Origin of the sequence: Peptoniphilus ovalis (genome assembly GCF_018919265.1) — a bacterium.
Taxonomy (GTDB): domain Bacteria; phylum Bacillota; class Clostridia; order Tissierellales; family Peptoniphilaceae; genus Peptoniphilus_A; species Peptoniphilus_A ovalis.
The window spans coordinates 206144-224249 of record NZ_JAHLQO010000002.1 but is presented as its reverse complement, the minus strand read 5'-3'; the positions used below and the strand labels follow the sequence as shown (position 1 = coordinate 224249).

At 31.3% G+C, this 18106-nt stretch carries 20 protein-coding genes and 1 other annotated feature; of the genes, 2 read left to right on the top strand and 18 right to left on the bottom strand.

Annotation, left to right across the window (positions count from 1 at the left end):
* Positions 1-13: 13 nt before the first annotated feature.
* The 4 genes from KQI68_RS03345 to KQI68_RS03330 are packed head-to-tail and all read right to left on the bottom strand — an operon-like array spanning position 14 to position 4335.
* On the bottom strand, positions 14-982 hold the full coding sequence (locus tag KQI68_RS03345; protein ID WP_216548712.1) for an electron transfer flavoprotein subunit alpha/FixB family protein: 969 nt from the start codon (positions 980-982) through the stop codon (positions 14-16).
* Positions 983-990: 8 nt separating this feature from the next.
* Positions 991-1761 (bottom strand): electron transfer flavoprotein subunit beta/FixA family protein, encoded by a 771-nt coding sequence (locus tag KQI68_RS03340; RefSeq protein ID WP_216548711.1) that lies wholly within the window; start codon positions 1759-1761, stop codon positions 991-993.
* 2 nt (positions 1762-1763) lie between these two features.
* Positions 1764-2900 carry an acyl-CoA dehydrogenase family protein gene (locus KQI68_RS03335; RefSeq protein ID WP_216548710.1) on the bottom strand — a complete coding sequence of 379 codons (1137 nt, stop codon included), beginning with the start codon at positions 2898-2900 and terminating at the stop codon, positions 1764-1766.
* A gap of 22 nt (positions 2901-2922) precedes the next feature.
* A complete protein-coding gene (locus tag KQI68_RS03330) occupies positions 2923-4335 on the bottom strand; it encodes an FAD-binding oxidoreductase (RefSeq protein WP_216548709.1) in 1413 nt (470 codons plus the stop codon).
* 149 nt (positions 4336-4484) lie between these two features.
* On the opposite strand from KQI68_RS03330, the gene KQI68_RS03325 reads away from it, so the two are divergent.
* Positions 4485-5930 (top strand): hypothetical protein, encoded by a 1446-nt coding sequence (locus tag KQI68_RS03325; RefSeq protein ID WP_216548708.1) that lies wholly within the window; start codon positions 4485-4487, stop codon positions 5928-5930.
* A 48-nt stretch (positions 5931-5978) separates the two neighbouring features.
* Here KQI68_RS03325 and KQI68_RS03320 read toward each other — a convergent pair whose 3' ends face one another.
* The 13 genes from KQI68_RS03320 to KQI68_RS03260 form a co-directional block, all read right to left on the bottom strand.
* Positions 5979-6671: an LrgB family protein gene (locus KQI68_RS03320; protein WP_216548707.1), complete on the bottom strand. Its 693-nt coding sequence runs from the start codon at positions 6669-6671 to the stop codon at positions 5979-5981.
* Positions 6664-7014, bottom strand: a complete 351-nt coding sequence (locus tag KQI68_RS03315; RefSeq protein ID WP_216548706.1) for a CidA/LrgA family protein — start codon at positions 7012-7014, stop codon at positions 6664-6666. The genes KQI68_RS03320 and KQI68_RS03315 overlap by 8 nt, the downstream gene beginning before the upstream one ends.
* A 519-nt stretch (positions 7015-7533) precedes the next feature.
* On the bottom strand, positions 7534-7920 hold the full coding sequence (gene rplL, locus KQI68_RS03310) for a 50S ribosomal protein L7/L12 (protein WP_216548705.1): 387 nt from the start codon (positions 7918-7920) through the stop codon (positions 7534-7536).
* A gap of 46 nt (positions 7921-7966) precedes the next feature.
* Positions 7967-8503 (bottom strand): 50S ribosomal protein L10, encoded by a 537-nt coding sequence (gene rplJ, locus KQI68_RS03305; protein WP_216548704.1) that lies wholly within the window; start codon positions 8501-8503, stop codon positions 7967-7969.
* 7 nt (positions 8504-8510) lie between these two features.
* Positions 8511-8638 (bottom strand) — a sequence feature (ribosomal protein L10 leader region).
* A gap of 39 nt (positions 8639-8677) precedes the next feature.
* Entirely contained in the window at positions 8678-9349 is a 672-nt protein-coding gene (locus KQI68_RS03300; RefSeq protein ID WP_216548703.1) for a helix-turn-helix domain-containing protein, read from the bottom strand.
* A gap of 409 nt (positions 9350-9758) precedes the next feature.
* On the bottom strand, positions 9759-10460 hold the full coding sequence (gene rplA, locus KQI68_RS03295) for a 50S ribosomal protein L1 (protein WP_216548702.1): 702 nt from the start codon (positions 10458-10460) through the stop codon (positions 9759-9761).
* 39 nt (positions 10461-10499) lie between these two features.
* The gene (gene rplK / locus KQI68_RS03290) at positions 10500-10925 is read right to left on the bottom strand and encodes a 50S ribosomal protein L11 (RefSeq protein WP_216548701.1); all 426 of its coding nucleotides are present in this window, start codon (positions 10923-10925) and stop codon (positions 10500-10502) included.
* 48 nt (positions 10926-10973) lie between these two features.
* Positions 10974-11516: a transcription termination/antitermination protein NusG gene (gene nusG / locus KQI68_RS03285; protein ID WP_216548700.1), complete on the bottom strand. Its 543-nt coding sequence runs from the start codon at positions 11514-11516 to the stop codon at positions 10974-10976.
* Between the two features lie 14 nt (positions 11517-11530).
* Entirely contained in the window at positions 11531-11746 is a 216-nt protein-coding gene (secE, locus tag KQI68_RS03280; protein WP_216548699.1) for a preprotein translocase subunit SecE, read from the bottom strand.
* A 9-nt stretch (positions 11747-11755) separates the two neighbouring features.
* Positions 11756-11905 (bottom strand): 50S ribosomal protein L33, encoded by a 150-nt coding sequence (gene rpmG / locus KQI68_RS03275; RefSeq protein WP_216548698.1) that lies wholly within the window; start codon positions 11903-11905, stop codon positions 11756-11758.
* Between the two features lie 103 nt (positions 11906-12008).
* On the bottom strand, positions 12009-14300 hold the full coding sequence (locus KQI68_RS03270) for an ATP-dependent DNA helicase (protein ID WP_216548697.1): 2292 nt from the start codon (positions 14298-14300) through the stop codon (positions 12009-12011).
* Between the two features lie 8 nt (positions 14301-14308).
* Positions 14309-14773, bottom strand: a complete 465-nt coding sequence (trmL, locus tag KQI68_RS03265) for a tRNA (uridine(34)/cytosine(34)/5-carboxymethylaminomethyluridine(34)-2'-O)-methyltransferase TrmL (protein WP_216548696.1) — start codon at positions 14771-14773, stop codon at positions 14309-14311.
* On the bottom strand, positions 14766-16322 hold the full coding sequence (locus KQI68_RS03260; RefSeq protein WP_216548695.1) for an NAD(P)/FAD-dependent oxidoreductase: 1557 nt from the start codon (positions 16320-16322) through the stop codon (positions 14766-14768). Before KQI68_RS03260 ends, trmL begins: the two co-directional genes overlap by 8 nt.
* Before the next feature lie 84 nt (positions 16323-16406).
* Between KQI68_RS03260 and lepB the strand changes: the two genes are divergently transcribed.
* On the top strand, positions 16407-16916 hold the full coding sequence (gene lepB, locus KQI68_RS03255) for a signal peptidase I (RefSeq protein ID WP_216548694.1): 510 nt from the start codon (positions 16407-16409) through the stop codon (positions 16914-16916).
* Positions 16917-16944: 28 nt separating this feature from the next.
* Here lepB and KQI68_RS03250 read toward each other — a convergent pair whose 3' ends face one another.
* The gene (locus KQI68_RS03250; RefSeq protein ID WP_216548693.1) at positions 16945-17976 is read right to left on the bottom strand and encodes a YeiH family protein; all 1032 of its coding nucleotides are present in this window, start codon (positions 17974-17976) and stop codon (positions 16945-16947) included.
* Between the last annotated feature and the right edge of the window lie 130 nt (positions 17977-18106).

Genomic DNA, 18106 nt, shown 5'->3' with positions numbered 1-18106 from the left:
ACCTCCTATCTATTTAGTTGTTTCTTATTTTTTTAACTTCTTCAATAAATAATGGTAAAATTTTCGCACAGTCACCTACTATCCCAATATCTGCGATATTAAAAATAGGTGCATCTTCATCCTTATTGATTGCTATAATAAAGTCTGAATTTTCAATACCAGAAACATGTTGAACAGCTCCACTTACTCCACAACCGATGTAAAGTTTAGGTGAGACAATCTTTCCTGATTGTCCTATTTGTGAGTTCTTAGGAAGTACGCCATCATCGATTACAGGTCTTGTTCCTGATATTGGTGCATCAAAGGCATCAGCTAATTCTTTTACAAGTGGGAAGATTTCATCAGATGATGCCCCTCTACCACAAGCAATAATTATTGGTGCATCTTCTAAATTAATTTCAGCTTCATTAGAAGTTACAATATCTCTAATAATCGCTTTTAAATCAGCTAGTTTTTCTATATTTTCTTCTACCACTTCACCTTTTCCATTAAGGTCTTCTCTCTTATTAAATGCTCCTGATCTAGTTGTTATAATTCTAGGTGCTTTTTTAATAGTAGAAATATTTAAAACTGTTGCACCATAAGCTGGTGTAGTGTATTTTATTCCATCATTTTCAACTTCAATATCCATTACATTTGTAACAGATACAGTGTCAAATTTGGCTGCTACATTTGCTGCAATGTCTTTTCCATCAAGTGTTCCCGGAATAAATACATCTTCAATTTCGTATTTTTTAGAAATTTCAAAAATTACATTTGAATATTCTTCCATATTGTAGCTTTCTCTTTCTACTATTACGATTTTGTCTGCACCTGCATTTTGTAGATTTTTTATTTCATCATCTGAAATTTTTTCTAATAATAAGGCTATTGATTCTTTAGAATTTTCTTTAGCAATTTCAGAAGCTTTGGATAAAGTTTCTAAGCTAAGTTTAACAGGCGCTGAATCTTTAAGCTCTACATAAGTTAATATATTATTCATGATTCCTCCTATAAAACTTTTTGTTCTACCATTAATTCAATGGCTTTTTGAACTGTAGTCTCAGCATCTTCTTCTTGAATTTTAACACCAGCTTGTCTTTTTTCTGGTTCAAAATCTTTAATTTCTTCAAGAATTAAATCAAAGTTAACATCAGAAACTTCTATGTCTTCAATTTTTTGTCTTCTTGCTGCCATTTTACTTTTTATAGTAGGATATCTTGGTTCGTAGTTTGGTTTAGCAATTGTAACTACACTTGGAGTTTTAGTTTCAACTTCTCTGTATCCACCATCAATTTCCTGTTTAGTAATTAAATTATCTTTTTCAAGTTTCATTTCAATTACAGATGTAACTACGCCTAAATTAGCTTTATTAGCAAAATATACTCCAACTTGTGAAGCTTCCTTGTCAGTGGTTTCTTTACCAAAACATACTAAATCAAAAGCTCCAAGCTTATCTTCAAGTTGTTCTTTTGCATTTAATAAAATGTCTGTAATAACTTTAGTGTCAAGATTTTTATAGTCATCGCATTTTATTAAGTAAGCACTATCAGCTCCAACTGCAAGACAATTTTTTAGAGAATTTTTAACTTCTTCATCTCCAATAGAGACAACAACTACTTGTCCTTCAACTTCTTCTTTAAGTCTTACAGCCATTTCAAGCGAATAAGTATCAAATGCATTTACAACTGGAGTAATATCAGCAGTAGCTGCCTTATTGTCAACAACAGTAACTGCAACTGAATCATCAGGTACTTCTTTTATACAAACTAATATATTCATTATTAACCTCTCAATAAATTATTTGCTACTACAATTCTTAAAATTTCATTAGTGCCTTCGAAGATTTGGAAAATCTTAGCATCTCTTAAAAGTTTTTCAACTGGATATTCTCTTGAATAACCATATCCACCGAAGATTTGGATAGCTTCTTCAGCTACTCTCATTGCTATATCTGATGCATAGCATTTAGCTATTGCTGATTCTCTATTGTATGATAGTCCTTCATCCATTCTAGTAAGAGAATGAGCTACCATTTGTCTTGCAACTTCAGTTTGAATATCCATATCAGCTAATTTGAATTGTAAAGCTTGATTTTTAAGAACTGGTGCTCCAAATTGAATTCTTTCGCTACCATATTTCTTTGCTTCATCGATTCCTCTTTGAGCAATACCAACTGCAATACATCCCATCCAAGTTCTCGCTTGGTCAAGAGTTTTCATTGCAATTTTGAAACCTTCGCCTTCTTTACCGATAAGGTACTTAGCAGGAATTCTACAATCTTCAAGAACAACATCTGTAGTATTTGAAGTTCTAATCCCCATTTTGTCTTCTTCCTTACCAGCGCTCAATCCCTTAGTTCCAGCTGGTACTAAAAACATAGAAAGACCTTTAACTCCCTTAGATTTATCAGTTGAAGCAGTAATACAATAGTAAGAAGCAACAGCCCCATTAGTGATAAAACATTTTCTACCATTAAGTACGTATTCGTCTCCATCTTTTACAGCTGTAGTTGTTCCAGCACTTGCATCAGAACCAGCTCCTGGTTCAGTTAGACAAAATGCTCCTAGTCCACCTTCCATAGTTATATCAGCGATATATTGTTTTTGTTCTTCTGTGCCTGCAATAAGAACTGGTTTCATTCCAAGACCTGATGCTGAAATTGTTGTTGCAAATCCTGCATCAGCCTTTGCCATTTCTTCGAATAAAGCTGCAATATCAACTCTAGAAAGACCTGGTCCGCCTAATTCTTCTGGTACTTCAAGAGCAAAGTATCCTTGTTCCTTTGCTTTTTCATATAATTCTTCTGGCCATTCTCCAGTTCTGTCAGCTTCTTTACATACTTCTACTACTTCTTTTTCGCAAAAATTCTTTACATCAAGCAATAAATCCTTTGCTTCTTCTGATATTAAATAAGCCATATTAATCCCCTTTTCTAATTAATTAAATTACCTTGTTTGGATTTAAAATATTGTTAGGATCGAATACCTTCTTAATTCCTCTCATTAATTCAGTATTTACATCTCCTTCAAATTTATTTAAGAATACTTTCTTTCCAAATCCAATGCCATGTTCTCCTGAAATTTGTCCGCCAAATTCATAAGCTTTTCCATAAATGTCATGCATAAATTCATCAACTTGCTTAACGAATTCTTCTCTGTCCATTTCATTTGAACAAGTGTAGATGTGTAAATTACCATCACCTGCGTGACCAAAAGATTTAACTTCAAAATCATAGCCTTTCGCTTTTTCGTTAACATAATTTACATATTTAGCAATTTTATTAATTGGAACTACAACATCACATTCATCAAGAAGTTTAGTTTGAGATTCAATTGCTTCTAAGAATGATGATCTAGCTGCCCAAGCTTCTTTGATTTTATTAGGAGTATCTGCAACAAGTACATCAATTGCTCCTGCCTCTAATAAAACTTCAGCTGCTTGTTCAATAATATCATTTAATTGATCTTCATCTTCACCATCAAAAGTGATTAATAAATATGCTCCAATTTCGATTCCTTCTAATTCTCTTGGGAATGTTGACTTTCCAATATAGATTTCAGAAAGATTTACAATTTCTTTTTCCATAAACTCAATAGCTTGTGGATTTAAATTGTGTTTAAATAATTCAGGAACTGTAGAAATACAGCTATCAAGATCTTCATAAGGAACGATTAAAGATATAGTTTCCTTTGGTGCTGGAATAATCTTTAAAGTTAGTTCTGTGATGATTCCAAGAGTACCTTCAGAACCAATCATTAAGTCTTTTAATGAATATCCTGTAGATGTTTTAGAAACTGTTGCACCAAATGTTGTAATTTCTCCTGTAGGAAGAACTACTTCCATAGAACGTACATAGTTTCTAGTTGTGCCGTATTTAACAGCTCTCATACCACCAGCATTAGTTGCAACATTTCCTCCTAATGTAGCAAACTTTTCACCTGGATCTGGTGGATACATATATCCTTTAGATAGGCAGTCTTCAGCTAAATCATTAAGTAAAACCCCTGGTTCAACTTTAACTACCATATTTTCTTCATCGTATTCTAAAATCTTATTCATTGACTGCATATTAATCATTACGCCGCCGTGTCTTGCAACACCAGCTCCAGTAAGACCAGTACCTGCTCCTCTTGGGATTACAGGAATAAGATTTTCATTACAAATTTTTACAATTTTTGCAACTTCTTCTGCATTTGTTGCATCAACAAGCACCTCTGGTTGCCCTTCGCCATAAATAGGCATTTCATCGTGAAAGAAATCAATATTAATTTCTTCACCAACAAAAACTCTACCACTTACAGATGCTTTAATTTCTTCAATTACTTTTTCTGTAACAGAATTATAGTTAGCCATAATACCTCCTAAGAATTTTTATAAGTGTATTAATTATATAACTTGAAAAGTCCTTTTTAACGTTTTCACCCTTGACAAAATTTGAATTTTAATTACATTTATTGACTTTTAGTCAAGTTATAAATATAATTATAATATTGGAGGAAAACATGCTTACATACAATCAGGTTTTTAAAGCTTTAATCGACTTATCAAACACAAAACTTTCAACAATCGCATATAAATTAGGTTATGATATTTCTTATATCAGTAAGTGGAACAGTGGTAAAAAACTTCCTTCTTATAAAAATATATATGATATAAATAGAAAACTTTCTTTTATCTTTACTACTGCCCTATTAGAAAACGAAAAAGTAAATGACTTTATTACAATTTTTCAGATAAAAAACTTAGAAATGCTAAAAGAAAATACAGAAGAAGCATTAAAGGCTATAATTTTCAAACTACTAAATGATTCTTATAACCCTGTGAATACTAATAATACTTTCAGAAATCATTCTTCTAATAATTTCATTTTTAAAAATAACAACTTATACAATGAATTTAAAGAAGTTTTAAAAAAGATAATAATTGAAGATAAAGACTTGGACATTTGGGTAACATTTGACATAAATAGTCAATATGGGAAAATTTTATTACAATCACTAAAAAATCATGCAAAAACAGATTCTAAAATTAATCTTCATATATTTTGTAATTTGGAAAATTTAGATAAGAATGAATTTTTAAAAATAATCACTGAAAATCCGTCGGTTAATATAGAGTTGTTTGAATCAAAAGATGATTTGAATACAAATTTCATTTTGATTAAAGATAAAATTTATTTTATGTTCAACGAAAGAATAAATGAATATTATTCTATGAATTATGGAAATGAAATTGAAACATTGTTTGAATTTAGTTCATATATTAATAATTTATTTGAAGGATCAAAAAAAATAATCAGTCTTAGTTCTCAAGATGAGATTGCCGAAAAAAATTACAGAAAATACTTTTATTCAGACAATGAATTTTTATTTCTCTCAAATTATGGATTTGAGTTTTTAATTCCAAATAATATACTTGATAAAGTTCTTAAAACAGATGAAATAAAATATGAAAAAAACAAATCAGAAATCTTGGATATTAAACTTCTATGGAAAGAATTATTTGTAGATTCAAGTATTAATTTCTTAACTACAAGAACTAGTCTTCTAAATTATTTAGAATCAGGAAATATACTTTACTGTTCTATAAACACGACACTAACTCCAGAAAATATAGAGGAGCATCTTCAAAACATAATAAAAGCTATGAGAAATAATGAAAATATTAACTTTTATATAATAAACGACGATAGATTTTTAAAATCAAATGGACTGGATAAATTTAATTTTTTTGTAAACGAAAACAATATGTATTTTAAAAAGACTAATCACAATAGCTCATCTCCTACATCAATAGTAGAAGATGTAAACATTCACAATAATATTTATGAAACACTTCACAAAATTATGAATAGCTCCTTTAGTATAAAATACAGTGCAGATGAATTAGAAAGTTTCTTTCAAAAATATTCTAAAATATTTCAGAGAATTTCAGATAAAAATAAGTAAAAAAATAGCGGCTTAAATAAGTCGCTATTTTAATTTATATTAAATAGATTAAAAAAATAGATTTACTAATTCCATGGCAAAAGGCATTAAAAGCACTGTGACAAGTCCTGCCATTGCTATTGATAGTCCACTCATTGCACCTTCAATCTCTCCAAGCTTTCTTGCTTCTGAAGTCCCAACGGCATGAGAAGATGTTCCTATTGCAACTCCAGCTGCAGTTGGATCATTAATTTTAAAGACTTTCATAATTATTGATGCCATAACCGCTCCTGATACTCCCCTTAATACTACAAGTACTGCAGTTATTGAAGAGTTTCCTCCGTATTCTTCTGTAAGAGGCATGGCTATAGCTGTTGTAATTGTTTGAGGTATTGATGAAACTACAAGATTTTCATTGAGCCCAGTAATTTTCGATGCAATAATTGCGAATAAAATAGAAATAACAGAACCTAAAATTGTTCCCATTAATACTGGCACTAAATTTTTCTTAAGCTCGCCAAAATTTTCAAACAAATCTACAACCATGGCAACTGTGGCAGGTGCTATAAAAAACATTATAAAGTCCCCACCAATTTTATAATCTTCGTATGAAATTCCCGTAACTTTTAAAAATGCTATACAAAGAGCAATTGATATTAAAAGAGGGTTTGCAAGAGGTGTTTTAAGTTTGCTATTAATAAACTTACCTATCTCATAAGTTGCAAAGGTCAAAATAATTCCAAAATACTTATTGTCAAACATCGCTTCTCCTTTGCAGTAATTCAACGACTTTTCCAGTTATTGCCATAGTAATTGCAGTTCCTACTATTACTATAATTACAAGTACTAAAGTCTTTCCTCTAATTTCATTATAACTATTCATTATTCCAACACCTGCCGGCACAAAAAGTATTGCTAAGTTGTGCAAAATTCCATTTGAAGTCTTTTTTACATCATCTGGCTCAATAATTTTTAATGCAAAAGCTATGAAAAGATATACCATTCCATAGACAGCTTCAGGAATTGGAAAATTAATAAATTGTTTTGTTATTATTCCTAAAAACAAGCAAGTGCATAGTATAACAAATTCCTTTAAATAATTCATTTTTTCTCCCCTTATATTTAATAAATTTACATAAAATTATATCAAACTTAATTATATTAAATAAAATAATATCAATCAATTTAAAAGTGTAATAATATGGAATTCGAAAATTGAATATAAGCATAAAAAATAGGCAAGTTCATTGCCATTTTGTATAAATATTAGTTTGTTGAAAATAGTTATTTCTTATACTAAAATATATTTAAAAGAGGACGGCGTTTAAGACGGTCGCCCGGATTATGATTTTTTTAAATACCACCAAAGCGATAGAGGTGGTATTTTTATTTCCTAATTCTTCTTAAAAAACACTAGTATGGCAATAAGCATTATAATTTTTACCAAAACTGATAACAATTCATAATCGCTCATAAGTTGCTCTTCCCAATATTATTATTGGGCGACCATCTGTATGTACTTACATAAATTATATTATAAAATAAATTTATAAGCTACTCCCATAAAAAGAAACCCCCAAGAATTACTCCTTAGGGGTTTTATTATAATCTAAAATAAATTAAATTATTTTACTTCTACAGTAGCTCCAACTTCTTCAAGTTTAGCTTTGATTTCGTCAGCTTCTTCTTTGTTTACGCCTTCTTTAACTGCTTTAGGAGCTCCGTCTACAAGAGCTTTTGCATCTTTAAGTCCAAGTCCAGTTAAGTCTTTAACAACTTTGATAACTTTAACTTTTTCTTGTCCTGCTTCTGCAAGAACTACATCGAATTCAGTTTTTTCTTCTGCAGCTGCTGCTGGTGCTGCTCCACCTGCTGCTGGTGCTGCTGCAACTGCTGCTGGTGCTGCTGCTGATACTCCGAATTCTTCTTCTAGAGCTTTAACTACTTCTGATAATTCTAATACTGTAAGACCTTTAATTTCTTCAATAAGATTTTGTACTTTTTCTGACATTTTTATTCCTCCGTTAATTTTAATAATTTTTTAATTTAAGCATAAATTATGCTGCTTCGTTTTCTTTCTTTTCTGCGATTTGAGCAAGAACTCTTGCAAATCCAGATAGTGTACCATTCATTACATTTGCTAGTCCTTGGATTGGAGCGTTTAAGCCACCAAGTACTTGTGCAATAAGAACTTCCTTAGATGGTAATTTAGCAAGTGCATCTACTTCTTCTACTGATAAAACTTTTCCATCTACAAATCCAGCCTTTACTTCAAGTGCTTCGTGATCTTCAGCGAATTCAGCTGAAATTTTTGCTGCACTTGCAGGGTCTTCCATACCAAAGGCAATGGCGCTTGGTCCCTTTAAAATTTCATCAAGTCCATCAATTCCTAGATCTTGGAATGCACGTCTCATCATTGTGTTCTTATAAACTTTGTAATCTACATTAGCTTCTCTGTATTTACTTCTAAGTTCAGTAACTTCTTCTACGCTAAGTCCTCTATAGTTTACTAAAACTATTGATTGTGCTCCCTGAATCTTTTCTTTAATTTCGTCAACAAGGGCTTGTTTTGATTGTAATTTTTCCTCTTTCAATTTGTCACCCCCAAATAAAAAAATCTCACGCCGCCGTGAGATTAAAAAATTCATAATAAAAATTCCGAATTCTCAACCTCGGTAGGATATTAAGGCATTGCCTCCTACTGTCTGCGGCTATTAACATAATTATTATACAGATAGGATATATATTTGTCAAATGTTTTTTTTATTTTATCCAAATAGCTTTTTTGCAGCTAGTTCTAATTCTTTTCTTTCTTTTGAATCAGCATATAATCCTTCTTTGTCATCTATACCTTTTACTACATCTATAAAGAAAAGCCCATCTCGATTACAATAAAAGATTATTCTTTTTACTCCATCCATTTTAAATCTTGCATAAGCGTCTCCTTGTGGATATAATTTTTCCATTTCAATTTTCCCACTCGATATCGCCGCTATAAATGATATATAATGTTTCTTTGTCATTTCGTGTTCAATTCTTACGTAGTATTCATTTTCTATTTTTTCAATAAAAATCTTATGCATCTCATCTGTTTCTTCTGCTATTTCTGGTTCAAGTTTTATACCATGACAATGAACAACAGTATTTCCAACAGAATGTATAATATTTCCACAAACTGGACAAATATAAAATTTTGATTTCATAATGTTTGCTGCTCTATTGCTATTATTAACTACCACTCCTGAAATAAGTTCAGAAACGGAAACTGAAAAAGCATCTGCTATTGGTTCTAGCAATGTAATGTCGGGATACCCATTACCTCTTTCCCATTTAGAAATTGTCTTATCGCTTACACTTAGTTTTTCTGCTAATTCTTTTTGCGTCATCTTATTTTTTTCTCTAAGTTCTTTTATCATAAGTCCTGTAACGTATTGATTCATTTTTAACACCTCTTTTTTCCATTATATATTGTTATATAAATTATTCTACCTACTAAGAGTAGAGTGATTAGTTATATATTTTGCTTAGGACTTTATTTTTATTATCTTTCCTTTTTCTTTATTATTTTTATTAATTATACGTAAGGGACAGTACTAAATTTATTCATCGTGAAGACCGTTCTCTTCGTGTTTACTTTTATTTCTCTCTATAGCTAATCACGACTCCTTTGAAAATGCTCCTTTCTCAGTCGCATGTGTAAGGTTCTTCATCGATTCATATTTCGCTTCGCTCATATTCATCGTGAAGACCGAAAATCTCATGGCTTGCCATTCGATTTTCTACCATTAAAAAAAGAGTTGTCACAGAATAGAATCTATTCTGTGACAACTCTTTGTGTTTCAGGTGTTTTTATTTTTCCATTAATTTTTGGCCATTTATTTTAATTCCAGGTCCCATTGTTGAAGACACTGTAACTGATCTTAAATAACGTCCCTTTGCAGATGCTGGTTTAGCTTTAATAATAGCTTCAGCAATTGCTTTAAAGTTTTCTTGAAGTTTTTCAACTCCGAAAGATACTTTACCAATTGGTACATTGATTATAGCAGCTTTGTCAACTCTATATTCAACTTTACCAGCTTTAGTTTCTTCTACAGCTTGAGCTACATCAAATGTAACTGTTCCTGATTTAGGGTTTGGCATAAGTCCCTTAGGTCCAAGTACTCTACCAATCTTACCTACAACACCCATCATGTCTGGTGTTGCAATAATTACGTCAAATTCAAACCAGTTTTCTTGTTGAATTTTATCTACTAATTCTTCTCCGCCTGCGTAGTCTGCTCCAGCAGCTTCTGCTTCTTTAATTTTTTCACCTTTTGCAAGAACAAGAACTCTAACTTCTTTTCCTGTTCCGTTTGGAAGTACTACTGTACCTCTAACTTGTTGGTCAGCATGTCTTGGGTCAACACCAAGTCTAACTGCAAGTTCAACTGTTTCGTCAAAATTAGCTTTAGCTGTCTTTGTTACTAAATCTAGAGCTTCGTTTACATCGTAAAGATTAGTTCTATCGATGAGTTTTGCACTCTCGTTATATTTTTTTCCTCTTTTTGGCATATTTACCTCCTTGTGGTACTACCGGGAATTCCCTCCCACTTATCTTTCTACTTCTATACCCATACTTCTAGCTGTTCCAGCTATCATTTCCATAGCAGCTTCAATACTTGCTGCGTTTAAGTCAGGAAGCTTAGTCTTAGCTATTTCTTCTACTTGAGCTTTTGTAAGTTTTCCAACTTTTTTCTTGTTAGGCTCACCACTTGCTGTATTTAAGTTAAGAGCTTTCTTAATTAAAACTGCAGCTGGTGGAGTCTTAGTGATAAAAGTGAAAGAACGATCTTGATAAACTGTTAGAACAACAGGGATAATCATACCTGCTTGGTCTTGTGTCTTTGCGTTAAATTCCTTTGTAAACTGCATAATGTTTACACCGTGAGGTCCTAGCGCAGTACCAACTGGTGGTGCTGGAGTCGCTTTTCCTGCAGGAATTTGTAATTTTACTAATGCGATGACTTTTTTTGCCATTTTATTTCCTCCTTGTGGTATATGCGGGTTTACCCTCCCACACTTTTCTTACTCTTTAATAATCTGATTGAAATCTAATTCAACAAGTGTATCTCTTCCAAATATGGTAATACTAACTTTAACTTTTGCCTTATCTGTATTTAAGCTTTCAATTTTGCCAACCATATCCTTGAATGGTCCATTGATAACTTTTACAGTTTCTCCAACTTCATAAGCTCCAAATAATTCTTCATTATCTGTAACGCCTAGCATCAACACTTCTTCATCAGTTAAAGGTACTGGCTTAGATGCTGGCCCAACAAAACCTGTAACTCCTCTAGTATTTCTAACTAGATACCAAGTTTCGTCATTCATTATCATGTTTACAAGCACATAAGAAGGAAACATTTTTCTTTCCTTTGCTTTGTTAACTCCATCCTTTGTTTCAACATATTCTTCCATAGGAATTTTAATGTCAAGGATTAAGTCTTCCATGCCTCTGTTTGCAACCATGGCTTCCATATTGTCCTTTACCTTTTTTTCATAACCTGAATAAGTGTGAATTACATACCATTTTGAAACTTCATTGTTATTTAATTCTTGTCCATCCAATGATAACACTCCAATCAATAAATAAATCCAAAGATAAACATTACAATTCTATCATATGCTAAAAGTAGTAGTGATGATAGGATTACTGCAACGATTACTATTGTAGAATATTTGATTACAGTTTCTTTTGATGGCCATACAACTTTTTTGAATTCAGATTTCACTCCTCTAAAGTATCTTCCTAGACCGCCTTTAGTTTCTTCAGTCTTGTTTGTACTTTTAGTAGCCATAAATCCTCCTTATTTAGTCTCTTTATGAGCTGTATGATCTTTGCAGAATTTACAATATTTCTTTAGTTCCAATCTTTCAGTAGTATTTTTCTTGTTTTTATAAGTCACATAATTTCTGTTTTTACATTGTGTGCACTCAAGAACTACTCTATCTGCCATAAAAACACCTCCTAGTGCTAAAAAAAAGAGCCGCCTGTGGCCCTTCTAATTTACTCGAATATACTATCACAAAAATCTTAATTTGTAAAGAAATTTAGACATTTTATAGGGATTTTTTTGTGAAATTTAAAATTATTTCTTCCATCTCATTTATTTCTTTAAAATCTTCTATATTCCAAGCTTTAGGCATGAGAGATTTATATGGCTCCATTGAAAATCTAAGATCGATTAATAAAACTCTTCCTCTATCTTCTTCTGTTCTAATTACACGCCCTGCAGATTGCACTGCCTTAATCATGCCAGGATAAATATACGAGTATTCATAACCTCTTCTGTATTTTTTATCAAAATGACTTTTTAAAATATTTCTCTCATAGGAAATCCCTGGTATTCCCACAGTTATTATAGCAGCTCCATTAAGTCTATCTCCTATTAAATCTATTCCTTCAGAGAAAACCCCGCCCATTACTGCAAAGGCTGTTGTGTTGCTTGAAAATGTAAAGTTTTCTAAAAATTCTTCCCTTTCAATTTCATTCATATCTCTTTTTTGAATTATTGCATTATCAATTTTGGAATACATCTCATAAACTTCTTCCATAAAACTATATGATGGAAAGAAAAATAAATAATTTCCTTCTTCTTTTGAAAATATCTCCAGGTTTTTAACAATTTCATAAATTGAATCTCTTCTATCTCTATATACCGTTGAGATTTTTGTATTCCTGAGCACTAATAAATTTTCAGAATCAAAGGGAGAATCAATTTTATAATAATTTGTCCTTTCACCTGCCCCAAGTAACTTTCCGTAGTACTTAATTGGAGTTAGAGTTGCAGAGAAGAATACTGACGCCACCGGAGTTTTTAAAATTTCTCTAAATATTTCAGATATATCAAGGGAAATTATCTTTACTTCATCTTCTAATTTTATTGAGACAAAATCCCTATTGTAGTACTCCAAAATCTTTATATATTTATAAAGTTTAAAATAAATATCAAGAGCTTCGTCATAGTGTTCAATTTCTTTATCTTTAATTAAAAAATCATTCATTGAAAAAACTGTCTTTTCAATTTCTGCATTTAGTTTATAAAATTCTTCATAGGAATAAAAAATTCCATTGCCTAGATTTTTGTATTCCTCTATTGCAAGATTAATGTGCTTTGTCGCAGATTTTCTATTTTTTGGAACTATTTCTGATAAAAGCACCAAGTCATCAAGAGTTAAAGAAGCCGAATACATGTCTCTTCCTCTATCAACGAGGTTATGTGCCTCATCTATTAAAAGAGAAAATCTAAGCATTGAATTTTCAAAAAATCTCTTAAGATAGACTGATGGATCAAAGATATAATTGTAATCGCAAACTATAAAATCTGAAAAGTCTAATAAATCAAGCTGATACTCAAAGGGACAAACCATGTGAAGTTTTGCAAATTTTTCAATATTCTTTCTGCTAAAATTATCTACATTGTCAAAAATATCAATTATCGCATCGTTGACTCTGTCAAAATGTCCTCTCGCATAGGGACAATCTTTGGGATTGCATTTTACTTCATCATTTATGCAAATTTTATCCTTTGCTGTAACAACTGTGATTTTTAATTTTAAATTTTTATTGAGAAGTTTCTCCAAGGCATTTTTTGCAGCTTCCTTTCCAGTGGAACGAGCTACGAGATAGAATGACTTATCTAGCTTATCTTCTCCAATTGCCTTAATAGTTGGAAAAATCGTAGACATTGACTTTCCAATTCCCGTTGGAGCTTCTACAAATAATTTATTTCCATCAGAAATTGTATTGTAAACAGAAACTGCAAGTTCTCTTTGACCCTTTCTAAAATTTTTAAAGGGAAATTTCATCTTCTTAATTGATTCTGTCCTAATTTCTCGCCACTCAACAATTCTTCTAGAAAATTCTAAATATTCAAAAAGTGTCCCCATAAAGAAGTCGCGAAGTTCTCCAAAGGTAAAGGACTTTCTGATTTTTAAAATTTCTTCTGATTCAAGCTGATAATAAGTAAGCATTACATCTAGAGAATCTAGCTCCTCATTTTTCGCATAGATGTATCCGTAGCATTTTGCCTGTGCCCAGTGCATTAGATTTTCTTCTTTTTCAAGCTCTTTCAAATCTCTTGTAGTGGATTTAATCTCATCAATTGTCACAACATCAGCTACCTCAATGCCATCTGCTCTTCCTTCAACGACAAAAGTTATGTCTTCAATTTCCTCAGAAGTTCTTAAAAATACTTCTGATTTATAATTTTCTGAATACAAACTCTGAACCTTTTGATGAGCTCTTATTCCTTCAACTGCTCTTTTATTTGAGAAGAATCTTCTGTCGATATCGCCACTTCTCTTAATAAATTCTATTAAATTTCTGACTGATATCTTTATTTCTTTCAAATTAACACCTATTCTAAATCAAAAAAATCAAGTTGCCTCAAAGCTTCAAATAAAATTATATTTGCAGAATTTGATAAATTTAAACTTCTGTGATAATCCTTTAGCATTGGAATTTTTATTGCATAATCCATATTTGCATGTATTAAATCCTCTGGAAGTCCTCTTGTCTCAGGTCCAAAAACTATAAAATCTTCATCTTTATATTCCACATCTGTGTATTTCTTTTCTGCTTTTGTAGTTGCTAGATAAAAATTTGAATCTGGATATTTTTCTAGAAGCTCATCATAAGAATCATAATAATTTATGTCAACTAAATGCCAATAATCAAGTCCCGCTCTTTTTAAATGTTTGTCATCAACAGAAAAACCAAGTGGTTTTATTAAGTGAAGTCTAGTATGTGTAAGTCCACAAGTTCTTGCAATTGCCCCTGTGTTAAAGGGAATTTCTGGTTCGTAAAAAACTATATTAAGCATTTCTTTCTCCTTCTAAAATTTCTATGGCACATTTAATTCCATCAAGTGCTGATGAAACAATTCCACCTGAATATCCTGCACCTTCTCCAATAGGATATAAGTTTGAGAACTTTGGCGTTTTATAATCTTTTCTAAGGATTCTAATTGGAGATGAAGTTCTAGTTTCAACTCCCGTTAATATTGCATCGCTATTTGCAAATCCTTCCACTCTCTTGTCCATATATAAAAATGCAGATTTAATTGCATCATTAATTGAATCTGGGTAAATTTCATTTAAATTTACTAACTTATAACCTGGTCTTATTGTTGGAATTACTCTTCCAATTTCTTTTGTTGTCTTATTGTCAAGATAATCTCTAACTTTTTGAACTGGAGCAAGTCCATCTCCTAATTCGTATGCTCGTCTTTCAATTTCATCTTGAAATTTCATCCCATCTAAGTTTCCACTTCCGTAAGTATTTTCATCTACACTTGCAACAACTGCTGAATTTGAATTAACTCCATCTCTTGCATGATAGCTCATCCCATTAACGCAAAGTTCATTCTTCTTAGAAGAGGAATTTACAACATAGCCACCTGGGCACATGCAGAAAGTATATACTGAATGAGATTTCTCTTTATCCGTATAATTTAGCTGATAAGTAGCTGCTGGAAGTTTTTCGCTGCAAAATCCATATTGCGACTTTTCAATTTCTTCACGCAAGTGTTCAATTCTAAAACCCACAGCAAAGTTTTTGCTCTCGATTAAATCGTATTTATCAAGAAGTTCAAAAGTATCCCTTGCAGAATTTCCAATTGCCAAAATATATACGTCAGCAGAATATTTATCTTTGTCTGTAATTATAGATGCAATATCTTTATTATCCATTTCAAAATCTATAAACTTTTCACTAAATTTATAAATTGATCCCATGGATTTTATTTCTTCTCTCATATTTTTTATAACTTCTCGTAAAATGTCTGTACCTATGTGAGGTTTTGCTTCATATAAAATATCTTCAGGTGCTCCATTTTCAACAAAGATGTCAAAGACATGACTCACTCTTTTGTCCTTAGAGCGTGATGTAAGTTTGCCATCGGAGAAAGTTCCAGCTCCGCCCTCTCCAAATTGGACATTGCTCTCTTCATCGAGAATACTCTCATCATGAAGTCTGTCGATGTCTTTGATTCTCTCGTCAACTGGTTTTCCTCTTTCGATTAAAGTAACTTTTACACCTTTCTTAGAAAGAAGATAAGCTGCAAAAAGTCCAGCAGGTCCTGTGCCTACGATTACTGCTGTCTCGATGTTATTTTTATTTTCTACTTCTAATTTATCTTCAGTAAATTCAGCAATATTATTTTTTAATTTTTTTATAATTTTTTTATCTATATCATTAATATCTAAATCAACTAGAACTTGATAAACAAAATTAATGTCCTTTCTCGCATCAATTGATTTTTTATAAATTTTATAATTAAATTCCCTCTTGTTAATCATATCTATAATTTTTCTTCTTAAGATAGATTCATCTTGGTCATAAGGAATCTTAATATTTCTTAAAATTATCATTTATTTCACCAAAAATATTATATCATTAATTATATTTTACTGTTTAATAATTCTAAAAATGCTATAATTAATGCGAGGTGAACAATGAAAAGTTTAATTTCTTACATAAAATATATTTTAATTGCATTTGCCATTGCTTTAATAGTTCGAAACTTTGTTTTTAATATCTCTATAGTAAATCAAACCTCGATGTATCCCACTTTGAAACCTAAAGATGTTTTGATTTCAAATTCTTTTTATAGATTTTCTAAAAATCACAATCGTGGAGATATAATAGTTTTTAAATCAAGTGAAGATAATAAACTTCTCATTAAAAGAATTATTGGCCTTCCAGGTGAAACTGTTGAAATATTAGATGGAGATGTTCTTATCAATGGAGATTTATTAGAAGAAAATTATTTAGAAGACCCTTATACACCATCAGAAATTGAAAAATTTGAAGTTGGCGAAGATGAACTTTTTGTAATGGGCGATAATAGAGATGGATCTTTTGACTCGAGAAATTTTGGGCCAATAAAAAATTCAAGTGTGAGGTCGAAACCTATCGTAAGAATATTGCCAATTAAAAATGCAAAGTTTATAAATAAAAAATAAGATACTGAAAAAACAGTATCTTTTTTATTTACCAAATATGCAATATATGTTGAAGTGCCAAGCTAACTATTGTAATTCCTATAAAGCATGAAAATCCAAGAAGTATTGGCTTGCCTCCACTTTTTACAAGTTTTACTATATCTGTGTTAAGTCCAATTGCAGCCATCGCCATTACTATAAAAAACTTTGAAAGTTCTTTAAATGGATGAAATACTTCTATATCTACGCCCATATTTACTGCAATTGTTGTAATTAAACTTGCAATTACAAAATAAATTATAAAAAACGGAAAAACTTGCTTGATTGAAACTCTTCCTTGTTCATCTATATGATCATGCTTTACTCTATAAATTGCAATTGAAAGTGTTATTGGAATTATTGCAAGAGTTCTTGTCAGTTTAACTGTAACAGCTTCATCTAAAGTTTGAGTTCCAAGTTTGTATAAATTGTCCCAAGTTGATGCAGCTGCTGTTACACTTGATGTGTCATTAACTGCGGTTCCTGCAAATACACCAAAAGCGTGACCGCTTGTTGTGGAAAAGCCTATTAAATGACCAAATGTTGGAAAGAGTAATGCAGCTAGTACATTGAAGAAAAATATTACAGAAATAGCCTGTGCAACTTCTTCTTCATTTGCATCAATTACAGGAGCAGTTGCAGCTATTGCTGATCCACCACAAATTGATGACCCAACTCCAATTAATGTTGCTATATCTTTGTCTAAGTGACCAAATTTATACCATAAAAATGCAATTACAAGTGAAGTTGTAATTGTGCAAAGAATTATAGGAAGCGACTCCTCGCCAGTATGTATTACAACTCCCAAATTCATTCCAAACCCTAAAAGCACAACTGCATATTGTAAAACTTTTTTTGATGTAAATTTTATTCCAGCACTAAATTTCCCCTTGTCCTTCATAAAAGTTCCAATTACCATTCCTGCTAAGATTGCAATTACTGCTCCACCTATTACAGGAAATTTCTTTCCCAAAAAATTACAAATTAATGCAATTATAAAGCACAGCAAAATACCACTGCCATTTTTTCTTAAAAAACTCATTTCTCTATCTCCCTTATTATTTTATGTAAATTTTCACAACATTTTTAAATTATAAACCTTTTATCTCATAAAGTATAATTATAAATCTTTACTTTATCATAAATATTTGTTATGATTGATGAGGTGATGA